Origin of the sequence: Bacillus massiliglaciei (genome assembly GCF_900098925.1) — a bacterium.
Classification (GTDB): Bacteria; Bacillota; Bacilli; order Bacillales; family DSM-1321; genus Peribacillus; species Peribacillus massiliglaciei.
On sequence record NZ_LT622359.1, the window covers coordinates 875,449 to 895,526 of the forward strand.

Sequence of the window (20,078 nt, forward strand, 5' to 3'; positions counted from 1 at the left end):
AGGGGATCTAAATATAGAGTGGTAAGAAGAATCCATTTTGGAACAAGTTTAATCCGGATGGATTCTTTTCTTTGTGATGAAGTATGTAATCTTTCCAATGAGGAGAGACTGTGCTTAATTTAAAACACATTAAAGGAGGTGGTGTTTTTGTTAATTGAGTATATAGTCTTTTTTTCATTGTGTTTTGTAGGAATACTTTTTTACATTCTAAATGAAATAAGGGTAAGGAAAACAAATCAACAAATACCACCAAAGTTTGAGTATCAAAAGTGTGAATCTCCCATAGAAAGTCGGTTATATAGAGCGTTGGTATTGAGAGGGGAAAAAGTTGAAGCACAGGTGTCGTGTGGTTTTTACCGTATTGACTTAGTTCTAAGAAAATACAGGATAGCTATTGAGTGTGATGGCAAAGCCTATCATTCTTCTGAGGATCAAAAGGCATACGATAGGAGAAAGAATTTATATTTAAGAAAGAAGGGATGGAAAGTATTAAGATTTACTGGTTCATCTATAAATGGAAAGTTAGATATAGTATTAGCTAAAATTGAAAAGGAGAAGGGTGTATAGAGTTTAAGATAACTGGATTCTTTTAAAGTTTGTTTGTAATAGGGAATGCTTTTAGTTTAGATATTTAGTGGAAAAGATGATTTTTTACATTAATCCCATATTCAGAATTATAAAGAAAAAAACTCCTAGAAGCCAAGTGCCTCTAAGAGTTTTGGTATGGAGCATAGCGGGATCGAACCGCTGACCTCTACGCTGCCAGCGTACTCAATTACGCCAGACATTGGTTAAGTCAGACGGAAAGTCACCGTAAAGTCATGCGTTCAAAAGGGTTCGAACGCTTTCCTGATTCCGTACATATACGATTATAAATGTTATTATACGCCACAGGAGCGCTACGATACAAGTTAATATCGCGTTACGCCGTCCGGAAATTAATGGAGCAGCGGTATACATACGTCACTCAAAAGGGTGGCGATTATTTATATATGAAAGGGGAGTCCGGAATGACTCGTAAAAAGAAACGCAGCAAACAACCTTCGCAAGTGCCACCGCTGAATGAACTACATTACATGTCGATAGAATTGAAAATCAGACCTTACTACGATGAGAAATACGGGCGTAAACGGTGGCTTACTCGCCAAGAGATTGCGGATATGATCGGGGTATCTCGCATGACATTATATCGTTGGGAACAGCGGAAGGACTATCAGAAGGAACATGAGAAACGCCTAAGAAAATCGTTAGCTAGTCGTCGTGGTAAAGACACATATATAAAGAGAGCACTAGGGGGTGATTTGGCGGCCACTGTACGAATTATTAATGCTCATTTTAATGGCTAGTCGTGTAAAGAGAGTCCAATGAGTACCGAAACATGGAAAGTAGCCTGGAAACGCCTCTACACCGCGCTATATCAACGTTTGACAGCAAGCGAAGGGGTGTTACAAAAGGCGACTTTTCTGAACTTTTTACCAGCACGATGCTTCGGATGGACACGGGCCTAAAACATTTTGGGGAGGCGGGTATATTTGTTGCATAATACAGAGTCGTTGGGGCGGAAAGGAGTATGCAGTATTGGGCGCAGGTGTACGTAAGAAGGGCGATCAGAAAGCCCGATAAATCAACGATGTATGAATTCGTGTATAACAGATAAAAACGGAAGTTATAAAAACGTTGATACGGAGGGGTTATTCGGAGGTGGTTACTTCCTATAGTGTCTATTATGTAAACTAGAAATGTTGTGTTTATGCGTAATTATGTATATAAATATTGTATAATAATTAGTTAAAATGAATAAGTAATCACAGTATCCGCCAGCCCCCAAGCCCACATCTCGAAATAGCCGAATTTGGTGACGAGAGAATCTCCGTATTAAAAAATCACTTTGACTTTGCGTTGTTTTACGCAGGTCTGACGAAACTATAACGTTGGATTATTTTGGAAAAAAAACCTATCATAACTCGCTAGATAGCCGCTATACTTATGAAAAGGGAGGGGGCGAAATGGTGGGGAAAATAATAAAGCTACTAATCGGTATTATCTCGGCTGTTAGTTTAGCGGCATGCAGTGGGGAAACTACAGACCAGAAGAAGTCGGAGCCGAAAGAAGTCGCAAATATTGAAGGGGACAATACGGAGGAAGCATTTGAAGTTGAATATATAGAAATTTCGAAGCCGACCAACGAGAATACTCCAGCTAAAACGACAACCATAACATTCTCACAGTTCGATGCTAAGTATAAAAGGGATTCTGAATCTGAATCATACATGGATGGCTTATTTCTTTTAAAAGATGATTCAAAAGTAAATGCTGATTACATTCAATACTTAGGTTTAGAAGCGTTTGATTATGCTTCAGCAATTTTTTATGAAGGCAAATTAGTAAATTTAAAAATTGAATCGACGAAATCAATCGAAGATGTTGAGAAGGAAATAGGAATAACATTTACGGACGATATACGGATAGATCCAACTCGAATAGGATACGAAATCAACTTTGATGAGCGTTTCCTAACCGATAATATTAAACGATTTCCTAATGAATGGGATTAAATAAAATAGCGCCCCGGACGATGAGCTAGGGCGTTTTTATATGTTGAAATAGTCGTCAGCCTTCGCATTGGCATCGATACTTCTGATCGCTTTCATCAGCTTCTTTAATACGTTAGGCGACGGAACATAGTCCGGATCATTGCATACCTTGCTGACTGTGTTCCGACTGACTCCGGAAGCCTCAACGAGTTCCTCCTGCGTATATCCGTGCTTATCGATTAGCTTCCCGACTTTGCTGCGCTTTTTACTGCTCCCAAATCCGAAAATACTGAACATGACGGATCCTCCTATCAATTATTGTACTAGCAGTCTCGTCCATCTTTCGCAAAAATATACGAAACTTTCCCAAAAACTTGGTATCACGGACAAACAGTATGTAATAGGCTATTAGCAAGTAACTACTGCAGTAGCCTTACTAGAGTATTCCGGACATAACCGTGTGCGCAGCGGGAAAGGGCGGAAGTGTTTATAAAAGGAGGAAGAAGAATGATATTCGTAATAGGAGCGGGCGGGGTAATGTTGGCATCGATCGTCGATAAGATAGCAGAGGATTCAGGCAATCCGGCGATAGGAATGATCGTTCGCGGGGGGATGGCGGTTGTGGCTGCCGGAACGATTGCCTGGTTTCTTGCGTCATGTGCCACGGGGTTTTTACTATGAGTATGTTAGCGCAGTATAGGGCCCGCAAGAAATTCGTTTATGCTTTCCGGATGATGACCGATAAGATTCCTCGTATTCGATCCGTCTTTATTTCCTCTAACGAAACCAGCTACGTATTTACTCTTCCAAACGGCACTAATCCCGCCATCTTACACGACAATATCTTCGTTTTTAAGCAAGTGTTCTCCGAAAATATTGAACTGACCGGCGATTCCAAGCGCTTCAAGCTGACGGTCTATCAGAAGGTCCTTCCGAAAAAGGTTCCTTACAAACTAGCGGACTGGAGCGAGAGCATGGCCGGCATGGACCTTCCGTTTATCGTTGGACGAAACAGGCATAATGAGCCGGTGACCTTTGATATGGCAGTACACCCTCACGTTCTGTTATCCGGTGAAACTGGATCCGGTAAATCATCATTGCTGAGGGCCGTCCTTACGACGCAAATGTTAACCTTGCCGCCGGAGAAAGTGCGATTTGTCTTAGGAGACCTGAAACGTAGCGAATTCGGGCTGCTTCGTAGTATCGAGCATGTTGACGGTGTATATGTAGAACCTGCGGCCCTATTCCTAGCACTGAAGAATGTGAAGACGGAGATGGAGAGGCGCGGGGATCTGCTTGATAAAAACGAGGCCACGCATATTAGCGAGCTGGCGGATCCCTTGCCGTTTATCGTTGTCGCTATAGATGAAGTGGCGTTATTGCGGTCTGATAAGCAGAGCATGGCGATTATTGAAGACATTTCGAGCGTGGGTCGGAGCCTGGGCGTTCTATTAATCTTATCAATGCAGCGGCCGGACTCGAAGCTACTGGAGGGGCGTCTTAAAAACAATCTAACCGTACGAATCTCCGGCCGGCAGTCCGATAAGACAAACGCAAAGGTGGCTGGCGTGCCTGGCGCAGAATTTATCAAGAAGTCGGAGAAGGGGCGGATGGTGCTTGTTATGGATGAACCGGAGCAGGTGCAGGCACCGTCGCTGGATTACGGAGAGGCCAAACGTTTGCTACAGCCGTTAAAGGTTCGAATCATCGATAAAAAGGAAGTTGAATCAACCGAGACACAATTCGCTTTCGGGCAGCTGGACGAGGAGGTGTCGGAATGAGACAGCGGGACCGTGACATCACCGCAGACCTACAGCGTTTTCGGGTACTAACGCGGGATCAGGTTGCCGCTTTACACTTTGCCAATGTAAAGAATCCGGTCACAGCCGCTAATTCGGCCTTGCTTCGTTTGTACCGTCAGGGCATGTTGGAACGGTCCGCGAAGTATCAGCCGTACCTCTACTTTCCGACGGAAGGGACGATAAAGAAGGACTCGGCCAAGATACCGCATTTCCTAGCGATTGCTGATGCTTATATCGACCTCTGCCGCTTTGAGAAGCCGAGCATATTCGTTGTAGAGCCAAAGTATGGAAAAGGGATGGCGGAACCGGATGCTTTTACGATATTTAAAGGAAGCCCGCTATTTATTGAAGTCCAGAGGTCCGTCTATTCGGAGAAAGTGATGGCGGAGAAGATTGCTCGGTATGAAACGCTCTTTCTCTCCGGGGTGATCCAAAGCGAAGGTTGGCAACCGAAGGATCGCAAAGTATTTCCGGGCGTTCTCCTGATTACGCAGACTCGATACGCGGTCAAAAGCGATAAATTTCCGATCATACAAGCGGCCAGTATCGACGAGTTTATGCGGACGATGAGTGTGCCTGCTCCGCTTCAGAAGAAGAAAGTAGGGGGAATCCGGATAAAAATAGGATGAAAAAAAGGACGTCGGTTTATTCCGCGTCCTCCTTTTTTGTTATATGAAATAAGTCCTCAATTTGTAAATTTAAAGCCTTGCTAATTGAAACTAAGTGAACGTCCTTGTGCTGTTCGTTTCTATCAAAGCGTGATATTGCTGATTGTGGCACATTAGCTTTATTTGCTAGAACAATTTGGGTCATATTTCTTTCTTTAAGTATTTCTCCTAGCCGTGCTTTTACTTCATACATTCAGTTCCCCTCCTTAAACAAATTATGCACTAATAAATAATGAATATGCAATAACTAAAAAAAATTCGGTATTAGGTATTGACTATGCACTATTGCATAATGTAGTATTAGTACAAGCAAAAGAAACAAACGAGGAGGAAAATATAGATGGGTTACATTGTAGCTTGTGTTTGGTTTATGGCGGCCGGTATCGTCGCATTTATTCCAGTCATGATAATGGCGGAAAGCGAGGGGGACGAGTCGCAATGTGGAAAATAATAAACGTACTTTACACTAATCCAGAGGATCCTGAATGGGGCGAAGATTACTCTCGAGAAGTTCCCGTCTATAACGGAGAATGGATTTTCGAAGAAACATGTGGAGAAGTCACTTTCCGGAAAATTACCGGAGAACTTTCAGATGGAACGCTTGTCGTAAATGTTGGTGATTGTTATGCGTTTTATCTAGCGTGGAGCTACAAAATTAATCTGGACTGGCTGATGGACGCGACGTTCAAGGAAATCGTAGAAAAATTGGCGACAAAGTAAAAAGCCCGCGGGTGCTACAACACTTGGCGAGCAAAATACAAAACATGCGGAGGATGATTATATCATGTCATTAAAATCAAATCTAAGAAAAGTAACCGTCAAATACATCTTCGAAGGAAAAATGTTTGAATCCGAAAACGAACCCGGCCTTCTTCTTTCCGGCAATAAAGTCCTGGTCGCAAGGGAAAGCCTCGGCCTTTACCAAGCGACGCCGACCGAAGATCCAAACGTATATATCGTCAACTTGGACGAGAATGACAAGGATTATCTTGTTGGAGTCACGTCGGTCATCGATTTAATCGCCTAAGCGTGTAAGTCCGAAAAATAGGTGCGGTTTAGGCAGCCGCATCTATCCGGACATCAGAGATAGGCGACGCCTTATGGAGCGAACCCTGGCGGCAACCAGTTCGTTGTGTACGGCGCCGTTGGCTATCGGCATGCTACGAAAAATGGACGAATATGTACTAGTCTGGCCGGCGGCAACCGGACCAGGACTTACACGTCATCACAGCAGAGATTAACGCATACCAGCGCGTTGCGGGCGAGGCAATTTTCGAAATCGGCCGCAGACTGAAGCACGTCAAGGAGCATGACCTGGCGCACGGTGAGTTCGGGAAGTGGCTAAGAACTGTTGATCTGGCTGAAAGAACGGCCCAACGATTTATGCAAGCGCACGAGCAGTTCGGAAATACGACGACGTCGTCGGGTTTGCCCGCAGGTAAAGTATTCGAGATGCTCTCGCTCCCCGCGGAGGTTGATCGTCAGGAATTTATTCTACGACATCACACCGTCCCTTCAACCGGAGAAACGAAGACAGTCGAACTGTAGAAGAGTAAATGGCTTGGTTGGTGGAAACCCGGCTTTTTTTATTTGCGTAAAATGTGCGCGGTTAGTACTCCTAGATCTTATTTTTATGTAGAAAAGAAATTTTTTAGCGTCCGAAAAAGGCTGCTCAAACGTCAGATATTATATAGAGACGTCATAACTTATGCGCGTTATTGAGTTGTAAAGCGGCAAACAAGTGAGTGGATTTAGCCACAGTTAATTTATTTATATATAGGAAGGCGATTTCCCCATGTTTCGCCTCTTTTTTTAATGTGGGGGTAGGCAAATATTAACCGGGAGTTGAGAAAATGGATTCTGTTTTATTCCGTACGATACGTCAGTCGAAAGGATTGACGCAAAGGCAGTTTGCGGAAGTGTTAGGAGTTAGTAAGACACTAATTAGTTTGATAGAAATCAATTACAAGCCAGTTAGCGAAAAAGTGAGGTTAAAAGTCATTCAAGAATTTGGCGGGGGTTACATCGAAACTTGCCGGTCATTCCTTAGTGAAATAAGAAATTAAATTGGAGGCAAAAACATGGGAGAAAATCAATATCCGTACCAAATTAAGGAGCACTACATCCCGAGTCCAAATAGTCTTAGGCGTATATATACTCAACATCCGAAGTACAACGGTAATGTGCTGCTTATTTATGAGCTTTTATTCGATTACTGGAATCCTAACTATGGATATGCCTTTCCGACAATTTGGGATTTAGCAAGGGACAGTGGACTAGGGGAGTCAACTGTTAAGCGTTGCATAGTCACCTTAGTTCAGTTGGATCTAATTAAGAAAGAGCGTTCGGAAGTGGCGAATAACAATGTATATAAGTTTAAGAGGCCGGTAGAAACGGTTGAAGAATTGAAAAAAAAATTTCCCGAGGTAGAAGAGCATGACAAAAAACGGAGAAAAATAATTGATGATAGTGAAATGAAAAGTAGGTCTAGGTGGGGCAACAAACAAAGCGATGAGGTCCCTGGGAAAGTGAAGACAGGTGAGACGGGGGATTTAGAAAATTGGTTTTAATCCTACAGATCATTTTGATATGTATATACAGTTCATATTGATACGTGGATACGTGTCGATTTGATACGTTATAGAAATTTACCGAAATAAATTTACCGAAAGAAATATACATTTGCGCCAAAGAACGGCGCCAACAACGGCTGTATTTATATATCTTATTCGAAGAGAGAGAAGTTCAAAGAACAATATAAAATAACTGCTACGGTTCAAAATGATACGTATACCAATTTTATAACATGGGGGAATAAAGATGGAGGAGAAGCGCGGATATAGAAATCCTGGGGCTGGTGCAGTTGAGTTCGCAAGTCAGTTTACGATTAATCTTAGCGAGGTGCAAGCCCTACCGGTCATTGCTGACATATTGGCCGGAAAATTATACGACATTGCGGATAAAAGAATTAAACGTTGCGGCTGGTGTGCATATCCGTATAGAGATAAAACGAAGCCGAACAATTCAAAAACATGTTCGCCGGGCTGCAAATATGCGAAGGATAATTTCGCTAAGGCTGTTAAGAAGGCGGAAACGGCGCTGACGAATCCGAAGCCCATGTCATTTGAGCGTAATCAATACACTTATTATGCTGATCACTTAGAATATCCGTTTTATCTAAGTGAACATTACATGCTTAAGCGTGCGCATCGCTGGGAATCGCCGTTTTCACCGGACAAGTTAGCGCTAATTGACGCGGCTACTCAGAGAGGATATAAGCGGAAGTCAGCCGGAACGCCGACGGATGGATCCGGTAGAGTATTCGTAAAGGGACTTGGTCATAAACATGCGTATGGGCCGGTAGGAGTTTCGAGATTGGAAGAAGGTTATTTCAAAAGTAAGTATAGCGAAAGACATCTGCAACTAGAGCGAAGGAGAGCTGAACATTTTAGGCGCAGTAAAAAAGAGTATATATAGGAAGAGCCACTGCAGGCTCGTATATTTTTTAGGACTAAAACGGGATAAAAAGGAGGCTATACGATTGGATGCTATAAAAGCGAAAGCTATTCGATACTTTATCGGAGAGTCCCAACAAAATTTTGCGAAGAGGATCGGTGTTTCTGCATCTACAATTTGCGCAATAGAAAAAAAGCAACGTGAGATAACAGATTATGTACGGGCTAAGCTGGTTCGTCTTGAATCGGAGTTACCGGAAGAGTTTAATATTTTTCATGATAAATTCAAAGTAAGCATGTAAATATCCAATATAATCATATGTCAATTTTGGGAGGGAGTCAATATGAAATGAACCAACGCAAAGTTAAATCTATTCGAAGTAAGTTAGGAAGGCTGGCCCGCAATAAATGCACAAATTATAACGAAGGTTCCTGCCCGATTCAAAGTTGCGGACAGTGTGTCGTTACTATCGAAACGGTCACGCTGCCGGGAAATGTTTGTCCTTACTTCATGCGCCACGTACTGCCAGCTGATCTATCGTTGCAGTCGGAATATGCAGAAACATTTCCGAAAGGCCATATACTCCGGAAGAAAAAGCCGAAGCTGTCTGATTGCAAGAGATGCGGCGATCCATTCGAAAAACGAGGAAATGCGGCCAAGTATTGCGATGATTGCAGGCGGATAACAGAACGGGATAAAGCAAGGGCGAGGAAGCAGAAAGAGCGGAGAGGAATGTCACGGAATTAGATGCTTGGAAACGTTGATATATAAGGTTTTTAAATGCAAAAAACGATGGGGCGCACCTTTCACCTTCGTTGGCTAAAATATGCACGTTTATTGCGTGACAAGGAGGAGTTACCGATGAGCAGAACACCAGCGTATAAATACGAAATTATCAAAGGAACGGCAGCCCGGTCGCCTCAAACTATTCGAGTCATATTTGACGACGGGAAGACGGCTGAATTTACTATCGGCCCATATGTAACTCGTAAGCGAATCGAGCACTTGTTACCAACCCTCGTCAGTGAGCAATTCGGGCGGAAATACAACCGAGGTAAAAAGGCATGCTGACGGCGGAGTATTACGGTGAAATGATTGCTATTACAAAGGATATGATCGAAGGGCAGACGCAGCTTGATGCCATAAACGGTTGGAAAAAGGACGAAGAGTGGTACGAAAAGCAACGCAAGAAAATTGATCGATATGAGCGGAAAATAAGCAAAATGAAAGGAAGATTGGAATGACGCTTTTCTTAAAATACGTCAGAAAGGCAGGCTATTGGCTATGACATATTTAATATCCGCAAACGTTGAGCGATTGGAAACAGTGGATTTTATCGTACTGAATATCTACGATGATTCCGGCCAGTTAGTGGAGCAAACGATCAAACCATTTGAAAGTTACCGGCAGACCGTCGAATTGATACGGGATGAGATGTACGTGATTAATAAGATTCATTTCGATGCCTGGACATCTGAGCCGAAGCTATTTGGTGAGTTAATTGCAGTACCAGGTGTGTTTGCCTCATTAAAACACCGGGACCAAACTTCAGATACAAAACGAGCTATTGAACAGGTGGAAGATGTACTGAGGGAAATATACGAAATACCACTAAGAGAGCCTTTGCCTCTCTTACCGAAATGGCGTCGATGGCTTTTTGGTTTGATTCAAAATTTAGCAAACAAATTAAAAGGAGATGGAATATATGGTTAAAGATACATTTTTACACGACCCCAGACAAGATTATTTCAAAAAGAAAAGAGAAATCGCTGATATGGAAAAAGAAGCAGAGGATTACAGTGTATTTTTCCGAATATCGTTACAAAGATTACGCGAAGAAGAGAAAGCGTTCGAAGATAAAATCGTTAAATACGACCAATGGCTAAAAGACAGGGAGGAGCGATGATATGAAATTTGAAATCTTAGATCAGCTAATTGAGCAAAGAGAGGCTATCGAAACTGCGAGCGCCGAGATGCGTCAACGCGAAATTGCTGCGAAAGAAGTCTATCATGCAAAATTGGCTGAATATGAGAAGGTGGTAACACAAGGAGTTATTGACGGAAAGGACATGACAGAAGCGTTAGATAGACTAGACATAGAAATTCAGGAAGCCAAGGCAGCTGTAGAGCGCCGATCCAAAGAATATCATATTTATTCCGCAGTCCAGCCACTCGCCAAAATATCTTCAGAGGACGTAGTGAAATCATTTAATTCGGAGATAATTCAGCAATTTAGGACGGAGCGTTTTGATGCAGTGCTTAAGCGTTTGTTACAGGCGAAGAAGGAATATGAACAGGCTGTGCTTGATTATAAATCGGCGATAAGTGAATTCGAGGACGTGAGAACGGCTGCCCGAAGTGAACTATCGGATCATTATTACTATAAATTAAACGATGCGGATCTACAGACTCGTCAAGAACACGAACGGTACTTCATAACTGAAAGTGATTTGTTCGATTTAAGAGGTGGACAGCCTTTGCAGAGTATTCAATACGTAAAGCCGGAGGAGTTTAAGTGATGGAATATAACTTTAAACAGCTCGCCAATCTTGAAGATATGAAGTTGATGGCTTCGGGTAATCCAATGAAACTGGCGGAAGTGGCCGTGAAGAATCATGAATTAAAATCACTGATTGAAGAGCATTTTGGTGAGCAATTTCCTTTCCTTAGATCATTCAAGCCAGAATATCTGAAATCACTTAAAGCTTATGCAGAAGAAAATCCAGATGATGAAAGTGCCCAGGTCCGTTACATGCTTCAAAAAGAACGGGACGCAGTCCGAGAGGTTGAAAAGACGGCGCACATAGATCGGCGAGTATTGAAAAGTGACTTGTTTCTGAAGCTAAGTGAAGGCAGCCTTTCTAAATCGGATTTAATATCCGCGGAGAAACTCGCAAGGCAGAACGGGAGCCCTGAAAATATGGTGCTGTATTCGACTATCAAGCGACACATAGAAACTGGAGGTAATGTGGAATGAATATGAACACTAGAGAAGACGGGAAAATTGTAATCAGCGGCGACGAGGCTCTTTTAAAGAAAATCGAGGCTAATCCGAGCTTAGCCGGTATCAGCGTATCTGATTATCGGATATGTGCCGACAGCTTGGCGACACTCTTCCTGATCGCGGAAGCTAGGAAAGATGAGCCGAATATCAAGCGGTATGCGCTCATGAAGCAGAAATATCTCGAGACGTTCTCAAAGTAGAGCGTCTTTTTATTTTTATACGGAAGGAGAGCGGAATAATGACAAATTCAGAGAAAAAGCTGCTATATCAGTTGATCGACTTTGCAAACGAACTAACTTTCGTCGTAGCCTCCAGACAAAGCGGAATATATACGCAGGAAGAGCGGTATAGGCTGAATCGGTACCGTATTACCATCGGTCGCGCTAAGTCGCACGAAAATCTAAGTCTGGTAGCGGAATATTGTGAGGCGTTACTTGCTTGCTTCAATAGTAGGGGGCATGGAGGAGTTGAGAAAGTTGAATTTATATTGGGGGGAATTGGGTTTCTACGAGAATCGCTTAAATTCCTACTCGATAACAGAAAGGGGGATGACAAAAATTGATTGATTTACGCGCGATACTCCGCATGGAGGACCGAGGCTTCACCCGAGGTGCGCAGCGAGCTGAAAACGCCACTCGACGAATGCAGCGTGAAATTGAACGGGCGAACAGGCAGGCAAACTTATTCCGTGACAGCCAGGGGCGCCTTCGCGATTCGATGGGCCGTTATGCGAGTCAGGCGGACGTTGCCTCGCGTTCTAATAGTTCGTTCACACGCTCGTTGGGAAGCGCGGGCAAAGGCTTCGGCTCGGCGATTAAAGGGTTCGGCCTACTTGCGGGAGCCATCGGCGGAGTAACAGCGGCCTATCTGGGCGTTGAGGGTGCGAAGAAAATCTTCGATGCTACGGTTCTAAACGCAGCCCGTCGGGAACAAAGCAATGTTATTATCGGCGCGATGTTCGATGATAAGAAATTGACGAAGCAGTATACAAACATGTTGGATAGATTCAGTTCGGATTCTCCGGTCATGAACTCGCAAGATATGTACGGGAACTCTAAGTCGTTCATTACCGTGTCAAAAAATGTTAAGCAACTTGAAAAGATGTGGTCACTAACAGAGCGAATGGCTGCAATCGATCCGGTACAAGGTGTTGAAGGTTCTGTTTTCGCTTTGCGTGAACTATTCTCTGGTGATGCTGTCTCGATGGTCGAGCGTTTCGAGATGCCACGGAAAATCATGAACGAAATTAAGAAGTTACCTTTGGATCAGCAATTAACGCGATTGGACAAATACTTCAACAGTATAGGCATGACGACAAAATTGATTGACGAAATGGGCGGTTCGGCACTCGGATTATGGGCGCAAGTGCAAGAGAAATTCCAGCTAGTGCTTGCCGGTATGGGCGAACCCTCATTAAAAATTGTTAAAAATTTTTTAGTGAATATACTCGATAAACTTCAAAACGGAGAACTTAATCGATTCGCTAACGTTGGCGCGCGCTGGATTCAGTCGATACTGACTGGACTGACGAATGAGTCTATGCGTGTTTACGACTGGTTTGACGCATTGACCGCTTCCGAAGAGTTTAAGTCCAAGACGTCTTTATCTGCACAAGTTAAGTTTGTCATCGAGGACTTATTTAATAGATTTAGCGGCTGGATGAATACGACCGGCCGGGATCAGCTGGAGAAAGCGATGAAATTTGTCATTGATGTTGGAGCGTCTGCCCTATCAGATGCACAGGGGCCGCTCGTTGAAGCGGCGGCAAATATTGGGATAGCTATAGGAAAAGCAATGGCTAGTAACGCTAGTAAGGAGTTGTTAACCGCCTCGCTATGGAATCTTCCGGGGATGCCTACGATTAAATACGGGATGAAACTATGGGATGGATTTACGGGAATATTTAAGTCTTCCTCTAAATCGTCAGGAAAGAAAAGTAGCGGAAGTAAGTCGTCATCGAAGTCGAATACGAGCGTAGCTCCTGCGCCAAGACGTGCGGCATCTTCGGGTCTAAAATACGTCCCTTACGATTCTTATCCGATGTCACTCCATAAAGGGGAACGCGTACTGACTAGCGAAGAAGCGCGTCGCTATAAGGGAGGCGGAGGAGGAAGAGGGACCGTGGTTATTAACGGCGGGATTCATCTTCACGACGTTGCTGGAAATATGGAAAAGTCTGCGGATAAATTCCTGGAAATTATTACGCGGAAAGTAATGGCGGCCGGGGAGGGCGGTGCTTAATGGTAGAAAAAAGACTTGGAATAGAGGGGACGCCGGCCTCTAAAATGGTCCAATTAATGAGAAAATACGGATATAGCAAAGATTTAACGATTGAAGTTGCTACGGTTATTTCGCCACTTCCGGATATGACTCTAAAAATCCAACACGAAGACCTTACGCTTGATCGGGATGATTTCTACGTTTCGGGAACTGTTTTAAAGGATAATCCGTCAGTTGGTGAGAAGGTTATCCTTATTTCGGACGAAGATGTGGTGTTTTACGTAATGGACACCGCACATTAAAATTGGGCTCGCTTCGGCGGGCTTTTTACTTTGAGGAGGAAGCAAGATGTTTAAATCGGGACTAATTAAAGCAGTTGCAAAGGACGCAGGGCTTACGCAGAAAGACGTTGGTAAGGTACTAGCTTCGCTAGAAAAGACGTTTGTTGAAACGTTAGAGTCGGGAGAAGAGGTTCAACTGATCGGATTCATGACAGCCAAGCCAGTCGCTAAGGCTGCGAGAAAAGGACGAAACCCGGGAAAGGGAATACTGGTTGACATTCCGGCTAAGGTTGGCGTGGCGATTACTCCGGGAAAAAGCCTGAAGGATGCTGTCGGCGGATTGAAATACGAGGATTTCCAAAAATAGGATGTTGCTGAGGGCGATTCTGAGCGAATTAGAATTGATTGTGCGGTAGGTTGTCCGTTTAATGGTAAAAAAAGAAGGGTAGAGATAAACTCTAACCCTTACACAAAATCACGTGGCATTAGTTACTTTTCAACACAAGGAAGTTAATCTTCCAATATACAATGGTCGTTCACGATTGTAGCTGAACGGAAATGTTCAGGTATCCATCTTCCCTTACGGAAATGTCCGCGAACCATATGACCCTTACGCAAATGAGGCGTTAGTTTACACACTGTGCGTTCCCTCCTTCCCGAAATTACTCGGGCGAGGGATTGTCCGAAACCTACCGTGCTGTTTCCGCAATGTTAAAATTTATATTCAAAATGCAAACTCGGGCTTGCATTGATTACTGCAGTCTAGTATAATTCAAAATGCAAAGTTTAAAAAAACCAGACAAGTAAACGCATAAGTATAGAAATTGAAACAAATGCTAAAGATGATACTACCAATATCATCAAGAAGCAGCAAGCGAGAAAGGTCTTAACTTGTAGACAAAACTCGCCCTATGAAAAGAATAACATATTTGGGTGAAATGTGCAACAATTTCGTCTTTTTTATTTTGTTATTTTTTAGATTGTATTTAAATTCAACTTGAATAGAAAAAATAACAACAGGCCCCGACATTATGTCGGGGTTTTTATTTATTTAAGAATGGTGGTTAAATAAATGATAATAAAGATTGCTGTTAACGACTTTTTAGAAGAACGAAAACATGCAAACTTATCACCCTACACCATAAAAACCTACAAAAGAATTTTGATAAGATTCGTAGATTACTGCATTAATATTGAGGGGATTGCTGACATTAGTAGGGTTAATCGAGACATCATAAAGCGCTATTTGAATTACTTGCGATCGTCTAAAAATAACGGACCTCGAACGATAAACTCCAAGTTGCGCATTTTGAAAGTGTTTTTTAATTACGCTGTTGCAGAAGATATGTACGAAGCTGAAGGAAATATATTTAAGAATATCAGATACGCCAAAATTGACGACAGAATCAGTACGTTTTCGGATAAACATCTCCAACAGATACTTAAATATTTCGATAAAGAATCCCGCAATAAGCCTTTTCATGCATATCGGAATAAAATTCTAACGTTAACCATGCTGTCTGCTGGCCTGCGGCGTGGAGAGTTATCGAATTTGCGTTGGGAAGACGTCGATTTTCAAAATCGATTAATTTGCGTATTCGGAAAAAAGCGCAAGGTGCTAAGTATTCCGATTGCTAATAAATTGAGCGATGAGCTTGTAGCTTACTACGTATATCTAAAGGAATTCTTCGACGGTGAGCCAGGACCGTATGTGTTCTGCAGCACAAGTAAAGAGCAGATAACGGCAGACACCATCGGCTCTGTATTTAAGCGTCTCAGTAAGAAAATGAATTTTGATGACGTTCGTTTATCCGCCCATACTTTCCGTCATACATTCGCCTCACGCGCTATAAAGAAAGGAATGGACACTATAACATTGCAGCGGATGCTTCGTCACGAATCTACGCAGATGACTGAGCGCTATGTAAATATGTGGGGCTCCGATCTTAGAGAAAAGAACGAAAAGTATAATCCGCTAAACGATATAGAAATTTAAATAGATATAGAACATTAGTTCGTATATAATGTAGTTATCTCACTGAAAGGGATGACTTAAATGATTACGCTTATTGACGAATACCAGCTTGCGGAGTTTGAAGCGAAGCTACACTTTGCCATTGCGGAGAACAAGCCGGTCGTGCTGACGACGTACGACAACGGACCGAGCACGGACATATTCGGATACATACATTATATCGACGAGATTACGAAGGAGCTGCGCCTGGTGTTGGCGGAGACGGGAGAGGTGGCGCGTGTAGAGTTTGCGTCGCTGGTTGGCGTTGAGGTTGTCGGGTAATCCGAAAAGAGGCGACCGTAATGGCCGCCCGCTGTTTAACGCTTAATCTTACGAGGTTTATTCAGCTTGTCCATGACGAGATTCAATGCGGAAAATTGCTCATGCTGCACCGTAATTGCTTTATGGGAAAGATGCGTATATTTCATCGTCATCCGTAAGTCACTATGGCCGAGTATGATCTGCAGGCTACGAATATCTCCGCCGTTCTCTAGGAAAAGGGTAGCGGCAGTGTGACGAAATAAGTGCGGATGGACTCTCTTAGTAATACCGGCCTTTGTGGCGAAATTGATTAGGCGATTACGAAAATTATTGGACGTCAATGGCTCGCCATAGTTTGCGAGGAATATGTATTCCGTCTCAAATTCAGCCACCTCAGACATTAATTCCCGCAGCAAACGCGCCGTTAGCTTCGATATATTAAGAAAGCGGCCTTTACGCGTCTTTGTTATTTCTGGACGAAGGGTGATCGTCCGACTGGCTAGATCAATGTCCGAAGTGGTCAGCGAAAGTATTTCATTAATGCGGGCCATCGTATCGATTAGTACGTTCATTAGTACGTAATCACGAAAGTCTGCGTAATCGCGTTGGTTCGGAGCATTTAATAATGCCTTTAATTCGTCGACGCTCAGTATTTCGATAACCTTTTCATGTTGCTTAATGCTTTCGACCTGTTCGAAAGGGTTCTCAACGACCAGCCCTTCGTTAACGAGGAAGCGGAAAGATGTCCTGAGTAATTTTAGAATATCGTTTGCTGTTCGCGGAGATAATCCGGGTGTCTTATCTTCGCCCTTCTTATATTTGTGACCGTTGAACTTGATGCGATCATGAAGGAGCCACGAAGAGAAGTCGCGGCAAACCTCTATGGATAACTTGCGGGCATCGTCGCTCTCTAAGAACTCCGTCAATAAGTTGAAGGCGTGCTGATAACGCCACAATGTACTTTCCGCTAAGCCTTTCGCTCGCTTGGCGCTTTTTACTTTCTCCGTCAATACTTCGAGGGAATACGGCCGTGAGCGTTTGGCGGCGGCAGTCCGCGTCCCTTTTATTTTTTTACCTCGTCTGTTTTCCGAATGCATAACAAAAAACGCCTCCAATTTCCGAATAAGTCACCGTAAAGTGTCCGGAAAAAGGAAGCGTTACTCTGTGCGATATAGGAGCGTTGCGTCACCGGGAAGTCACCGGCAAAGGAACGTTGATATAACGCGGTATGGAGCATAGCGGGATCGAACCGCTGACCTCTACGCTGCCAGCGTAGCGCTCTCCCAGCTGAGCTAATGCCCCGAAATAGGTACAAGAAATATTTTAGCGAAATTTCATGAAAAGTCAATAATATTTTTTTGAAAATAATACACATAGAAAAACCCCATAATGAGAGGACCTCAAAATCATGGGGTTTTTCTGTTGGTTAGACATTTTCAATTTCAATTTTTGAGATTTCCTGGATGTGTGACAGAGAGTAATAAACTTCGGATGTTTTCCTTTTTTGATCTACGAGGATTTTAAGAGTGAGATGATGCAGATTTTCCTCTAGATCTTTAATTCTTAGATTTTTAACTACTATATTGTCGTCTTTGATTTTTTTCAGCACGAGCTGTATATCGTTTTTTTCGGTAATCAGCAATTTAAGGATGATTTCTTTTTGCCTCAAAGACTTAGGGCCGATGATAGTGAAAAGATAGGGGATTAATTCCACACTTGTAATTAATAGTACAACTCCAACAAATGCTTCTATGTAAAAGCCTGCCCCCACAGCCACTCCGATGCCGGCTGCTCCCCAAATAATGGCTGCAGTCGTTAAACCTGAGATACTGTTGTTATTGCGCTGCAGGATGACTCCTGCTCCAATAAAACCAACACCGGAAACAATCTGAGCGGCAAGACGTAAAGGATCCATTGTGATATTTACGTATTCACTTCCGGGAGATTTATAAGCTGACTCCATCGAAACGACAGTCAAAAGGCAGCTGACAATAGAAATAACTAAACTCGTTTTCAGTCCAACAGGCTTTCTTTTCATTTCTCTTTCTAATCCAATTATAAGTCCTAATAATGCTGATATTCCCAGTTTAATGAGAATAGGTATTTCTGTTTGAAGGTCAAAGTTCCATTCCATCTGTTTCACCACCTGATTTATTATATGTAAAGAATTTTTGGCCTATCCCTTTAGAAAAGTTTATATGTTCACCATTATAACAGGGATTATACGGTACAATAGTACTGAATTACTGAAATAGAGAGGTACCTTATGAAATTAATAAAAAGCAATCCTTATTTAGTTTTGGCTGTTGGAGTGGCTTCTGTTTCAGTCTCTGCCATTCTTGTGAAGCTGTCTTCAGCGCCTTCGGGAACGATTGCCTTCTACCGTTTGTTTTTTACTGTTCTTCTGATGGCTCCCGTTTTTTTTAGAAAGTATCGCCACGAATGGAAGGCTGTTAAGGGGAAAGATCTTTGTTTTTCCTTACTTGCAGGAGTATTTTTGGCTTTTCATTTTATCTTATGGTTTGAGTCACTTCATTACACGTCAGTTGCGAGCTCAACTGTTTTAGTGACGCTGCAGCCTTTGTTTGCATTTGCGGGTGCTTTTCTGTTTTTTAAAGAAAGATTTTCACTGAAAGCGATCTTCAGCAGTTTAATTGCTATCGGAGGCAGCCTGGTGATTAGCTGGGGAGATTTTCGAATAAGCGGAATGGCTCTTTGGGGGGATATTCTTGCACTTATTGCCTGTGCCTTAGTTACAGGTTACTTATTATTTGGTCAGGACGTGAGAAAACGGGTTTCTTCTATAACGTATACTTTTATTGTATACAGTTTTTGTACAGTCACATTATTTTTTTATGTATGGTTAGCGGGAGAGTCGTTCGGTCCTTTCCCGGCATCGGACTGGCTTTATTTTCTTTTGCTTGCAGTCTTTCCAAATTTACTAGGCCATTCATTATTCAATTGGTCCCTGAAGTTTATCAGTACAACAACCTTATCGATGGCTATTCTTTTAGAACCTGTAGGGGCTACAATCCTGGCCTATTTCATTTTTGGTGAGTTTATCACATGGGCTCAGGCTGCAGGAGGAATGATCATCTTCATGGGGCTGTTCTTATTTCTTATGGATGGAAAGAAACAGCGTATCAATAATGTAACAGACAAAGCAGCAAACGTTTAAGTTTGCTGCTTTGTTTTTTGACCATCAAATCGGCAGGCAGAGTTCTACCGTCCAGCCTATACAAATCAATGAAAAATATGTTAAATTTATATGAAGATAGAAAGCTGTGAATAAGAAATTTAATCCTTATAAAAAAATGATTAAAATATATTGCAATCATATTTTAATCATGGTATATTATTTCTTGTCGTTAAAACGACTTGAGAATCCTCCTGAATCACTGCTTCAAAAATTATTTCAAAAAAATAGTTGACGAAGATTAAGAGGATATGATATATTAAACGAGTCGCTTCGGCAAGAAACGACATCGAAATTGCTCTTTGAAAACTGAACAAAACAAAGCGTAAACGTACGATATATAGTGAACTAACACTATTCAAAAAAAAGTAATGCTGACCATTGATTAATATCAATGCCGGCACTTCTATGAGCAAGTCAAACATTCTTCGGAGAGTTTGATCCTGGCTCAGGACGAACGCTGGCGGCGTGCCTAATACATGCAAGTCGAGCGAATCAAAGGGAGCTTGCTCCCGGAGATTAGCGGCGGACGGGTGAGTAACACGTGGGCAACCTGCCTGTAAGACTGGGATAACTTCGGGAAACCGGAGCTAATACCGGATAGTTTCTTCCCTCTCATGAGGGAAGATGGAAAGACGGTCT

General features: G+C 42.7%; 31 protein-coding genes, 1 tRNA gene and 1 rRNA gene. 28 read left to right on the forward strand and 5 right to left on the reverse strand.

Features of this window, described 5'->3' with window-relative positions:
• Positions 1-141 precede the first annotated feature (141 nt).
• The 3 genes from BQ4305_RS16290 (at position 142) to BQ4305_RS16300 (ending at position 2,555) form a co-directional block, all read left to right on the forward strand.
• Positions 142-567 (forward strand): endonuclease domain-containing protein, encoded by a 426-nt coding sequence (locus BQ4305_RS16290; RefSeq protein WP_110928751.1) that lies wholly within the window; start codon positions 142-144, stop codon positions 565-567.
• Between the two features lie 443 nt (positions 568-1,010).
• Positions 1,011-1,346 carry a phBC6A51 family helix-turn-helix protein gene (locus BQ4305_RS16295; protein ID WP_199880713.1) on the forward strand — a complete coding sequence of 112 codons (336 nt, stop codon included), beginning with the start codon at positions 1,011-1,013 and terminating at the stop codon, positions 1,344-1,346.
• Between the two features lie 660 nt (positions 1,347-2,006).
• Complete coding sequence (locus BQ4305_RS16300) at positions 2,007-2,555, forward strand: hypothetical protein (protein WP_110928753.1); 549 nt, start codon at positions 2,007-2,009, stop codon at positions 2,553-2,555.
• A 36-nt stretch (positions 2,556-2,591) separates the two neighbouring features.
• On the opposite strand, the gene BQ4305_RS16305 is transcribed toward BQ4305_RS16300, so the two are convergent.
• Positions 2,592-2,831, reverse strand: a complete 240-nt coding sequence (locus tag BQ4305_RS16305; RefSeq protein ID WP_110928754.1) for a helix-turn-helix domain-containing protein — start codon at positions 2,829-2,831, stop codon at positions 2,592-2,594.
• Positions 2,832-3,041: 210 nt separating this feature from the next.
• Here BQ4305_RS16305 and BQ4305_RS21600 point away from each other — a divergent pair, with 210 nt between their 5' ends.
• Genes BQ4305_RS21600 through BQ4305_RS16315 form a run of 3 tightly spaced genes read left to right on the forward strand, consistent with a single transcriptional unit; the run spans position 3,042 to position 4,965 of the window.
• A complete protein-coding gene (locus BQ4305_RS21600) occupies positions 3,042-3,215 on the forward strand; it encodes a hypothetical protein (protein WP_199880714.1) in 174 nt (57 codons plus the stop codon).
• Positions 3,212-4,315: an FtsK/SpoIIIE domain-containing protein gene (locus BQ4305_RS16310; RefSeq protein ID WP_199880715.1), complete on the forward strand. Its 1,104-nt coding sequence runs from the start codon at positions 3,212-3,214 to the stop codon at positions 4,313-4,315. The genes BQ4305_RS21600 and BQ4305_RS16310 overlap by 4 nt, the downstream gene beginning before the upstream one ends.
• Positions 4,312-4,965 carry a replication-relaxation family protein gene (locus BQ4305_RS16315; RefSeq protein ID WP_110928756.1) on the forward strand — a complete coding sequence of 218 codons (654 nt, stop codon included), beginning with the start codon at positions 4,312-4,314 and terminating at the stop codon, positions 4,963-4,965. Before BQ4305_RS16310 ends, BQ4305_RS16315 begins: the two co-directional genes overlap by 4 nt.
• A gap of 16 nt (positions 4,966-4,981) precedes the next feature.
• On the opposite strand, the gene BQ4305_RS16320 is transcribed toward BQ4305_RS16315, so the two are convergent.
• Positions 4,982-5,197 (reverse strand): helix-turn-helix domain-containing protein, encoded by a 216-nt coding sequence (locus tag BQ4305_RS16320; protein WP_110928757.1) that lies wholly within the window; start codon positions 5,195-5,197, stop codon positions 4,982-4,984.
• 245 nt (positions 5,198-5,442) lie between these two features.
• Here BQ4305_RS16320 and BQ4305_RS16325 point away from each other — a divergent pair, with 245 nt between their 5' ends.
• The 20 genes from BQ4305_RS16325 (at position 5,443) to BQ4305_RS16425 (ending at position 16,261) form a co-directional block, all read left to right on the forward strand.
• On the forward strand, positions 5,443-5,724 hold the full coding sequence (locus tag BQ4305_RS16325) for a hypothetical protein (protein WP_110928758.1): 282 nt from the start codon (positions 5,443-5,445) through the stop codon (positions 5,722-5,724).
• 64 nt (positions 5,725-5,788) lie between these two features.
• Positions 5,789-6,031 (forward strand): hypothetical protein, encoded by a 243-nt coding sequence (locus tag BQ4305_RS16330; protein WP_110928759.1) that lies wholly within the window; start codon positions 5,789-5,791, stop codon positions 6,029-6,031.
• 197 nt (positions 6,032-6,228) lie between these two features.
• Complete coding sequence (locus tag BQ4305_RS16335; protein WP_110928760.1) at positions 6,229-6,552, forward strand: DUF3102 domain-containing protein; 324 nt, start codon at positions 6,229-6,231, stop codon at positions 6,550-6,552.
• A gap of 305 nt (positions 6,553-6,857) precedes the next feature.
• Positions 6,858-7,070: a helix-turn-helix domain-containing protein gene (locus tag BQ4305_RS22315; protein WP_110928761.1), complete on the forward strand. Its 213-nt coding sequence runs from the start codon at positions 6,858-6,860 to the stop codon at positions 7,068-7,070.
• A gap of 15 nt (positions 7,071-7,085) precedes the next feature.
• A complete protein-coding gene (locus BQ4305_RS16345; protein ID WP_110928762.1) occupies positions 7,086-7,574 on the forward strand; it encodes a helix-turn-helix domain-containing protein in 489 nt (162 codons plus the stop codon).
• A gap of 250 nt (positions 7,575-7,824) precedes the next feature.
• Positions 7,825-8,481, forward strand: a complete 657-nt coding sequence (locus BQ4305_RS16350) for a hypothetical protein (protein ID WP_199880716.1) — start codon at positions 7,825-7,827, stop codon at positions 8,479-8,481.
• 64 nt (positions 8,482-8,545) lie between these two features.
• Positions 8,546-8,761: a helix-turn-helix domain-containing protein gene (locus BQ4305_RS16355; protein WP_110928763.1), complete on the forward strand. Its 216-nt coding sequence runs from the start codon at positions 8,546-8,548 to the stop codon at positions 8,759-8,761.
• A 47-nt stretch (positions 8,762-8,808) separates the two neighbouring features.
• Positions 8,809-9,207, forward strand: coding sequence for a cysteine-rich VLP protein (locus BQ4305_RS16360; RefSeq protein ID WP_199880717.1), 399 nt, complete (start codon positions 8,809-8,811; stop codon positions 9,205-9,207).
• Between the two features lie 114 nt (positions 9,208-9,321).
• Positions 9,322-9,531, forward strand: coding sequence for a hypothetical protein (locus BQ4305_RS16365; protein WP_110928765.1), 210 nt, complete (start codon positions 9,322-9,324; stop codon positions 9,529-9,531).
• Positions 9,525-9,704: a hypothetical protein gene (locus BQ4305_RS16370; protein ID WP_110928766.1), complete on the forward strand. Its 180-nt coding sequence runs from the start codon at positions 9,525-9,527 to the stop codon at positions 9,702-9,704. Before BQ4305_RS16365 ends, BQ4305_RS16370 begins: the two co-directional genes overlap by 7 nt.
• A 40-nt stretch (positions 9,705-9,744) precedes the next feature.
• Positions 9,745-10,173: a hypothetical protein gene (locus BQ4305_RS16375; RefSeq protein WP_199880718.1), complete on the forward strand. Its 429-nt coding sequence runs from the start codon at positions 9,745-9,747 to the stop codon at positions 10,171-10,173.
• Positions 10,166-10,366 carry a hypothetical protein gene (locus BQ4305_RS16380; RefSeq protein WP_110928768.1) on the forward strand — a complete coding sequence of 67 codons (201 nt, stop codon included), beginning with the start codon at positions 10,166-10,168 and terminating at the stop codon, positions 10,364-10,366. Before BQ4305_RS16375 ends, BQ4305_RS16380 begins: the two co-directional genes overlap by 8 nt.
• A 1-nt stretch (position 10,367) precedes the next feature.
• Complete coding sequence (locus BQ4305_RS16385; protein WP_110928769.1) at positions 10,368-10,979, forward strand: hypothetical protein; 612 nt, start codon at positions 10,368-10,370, stop codon at positions 10,977-10,979.
• A complete protein-coding gene (locus BQ4305_RS16390) occupies positions 10,979-11,437 on the forward strand; it encodes a hypothetical protein (RefSeq protein WP_110928770.1) in 459 nt (152 codons plus the stop codon). Before BQ4305_RS16385 ends, BQ4305_RS16390 begins: the two co-directional genes overlap by 1 nt.
• Positions 11,434-11,664 (forward strand): hypothetical protein, encoded by a 231-nt coding sequence (locus BQ4305_RS16395; RefSeq protein ID WP_110928771.1) that lies wholly within the window; start codon positions 11,434-11,436, stop codon positions 11,662-11,664. The genes BQ4305_RS16390 and BQ4305_RS16395 overlap by 4 nt, the downstream gene beginning before the upstream one ends.
• A 358-nt stretch (positions 11,665-12,022) precedes the next feature.
• On the forward strand, positions 12,023-13,705 hold the full coding sequence (locus BQ4305_RS16405) for a hypothetical protein (protein WP_110928773.1): 1,683 nt from the start codon (positions 12,023-12,025) through the stop codon (positions 13,703-13,705).
• Positions 13,705-13,986 (forward strand): hypothetical protein, encoded by a 282-nt coding sequence (locus BQ4305_RS16410; RefSeq protein ID WP_110928774.1) that lies wholly within the window; start codon positions 13,705-13,707, stop codon positions 13,984-13,986. The genes BQ4305_RS16405 and BQ4305_RS16410 overlap by 1 nt, the downstream gene beginning before the upstream one ends.
• A 46-nt stretch (positions 13,987-14,032) precedes the next feature.
• Positions 14,033-14,332, forward strand: coding sequence for an HU family DNA-binding protein (locus BQ4305_RS16415; RefSeq protein WP_110928775.1), 300 nt, complete (start codon positions 14,033-14,035; stop codon positions 14,330-14,332).
• A 705-nt stretch (positions 14,333-15,037) separates the two neighbouring features.
• The gene (locus BQ4305_RS16420; protein ID WP_110928776.1) at positions 15,038-15,961 is read left to right on the forward strand and encodes a tyrosine-type recombinase/integrase; all 924 of its coding nucleotides are present in this window, start codon (positions 15,038-15,040) and stop codon (positions 15,959-15,961) included.
• Between the two features lie 60 nt (positions 15,962-16,021).
• Positions 16,022-16,261, forward strand: a complete 240-nt coding sequence (locus BQ4305_RS16425; protein WP_110928777.1) for a YolD-like family protein — start codon at positions 16,022-16,024, stop codon at positions 16,259-16,261.
• A gap of 35 nt (positions 16,262-16,296) precedes the next feature.
• Here the strand turns inward: BQ4305_RS16425 and BQ4305_RS16430 are convergent, their stop codons facing one another.
• The 3 genes from BQ4305_RS16430 to BQ4305_RS16440 form a co-directional block, all read right to left on the reverse strand.
• Complete coding sequence (locus BQ4305_RS16430; protein WP_110928778.1) at positions 16,297-17,337, reverse strand: tyrosine-type recombinase/integrase; 1,041 nt, start codon at positions 17,335-17,337, stop codon at positions 16,297-16,299.
• A 132-nt stretch (positions 17,338-17,469) separates the two neighbouring features.
• A tRNA-Ala gene (locus tag BQ4305_RS16435) sits at positions 17,470-17,542 on the reverse strand.
• A gap of 124 nt (positions 17,543-17,666) precedes the next feature.
• Positions 17,667-18,374 carry an MgtC/SapB family protein gene (locus BQ4305_RS16440; protein ID WP_110928779.1) on the reverse strand — a complete coding sequence of 236 codons (708 nt, stop codon included), beginning with the start codon at positions 18,372-18,374 and terminating at the stop codon, positions 17,667-17,669.
• A 132-nt stretch (positions 18,375-18,506) separates the two neighbouring features.
• Between BQ4305_RS16440 and BQ4305_RS16445 the strand changes: the two genes are divergently transcribed.
• Together BQ4305_RS16445 and BQ4305_RS16450 are read left to right on the forward strand one after the other, a co-directional pair.
• Positions 18,507-19,418 carry a DMT family transporter gene (locus BQ4305_RS16445; RefSeq protein ID WP_110928780.1) on the forward strand — a complete coding sequence of 304 codons (912 nt, stop codon included), beginning with the start codon at positions 18,507-18,509 and terminating at the stop codon, positions 19,416-19,418.
• Between the two features lie 443 nt (positions 19,419-19,861).
• Positions 19,862-20,078, forward strand: a 16S ribosomal RNA gene (locus BQ4305_RS16450); the annotation flags it as partial.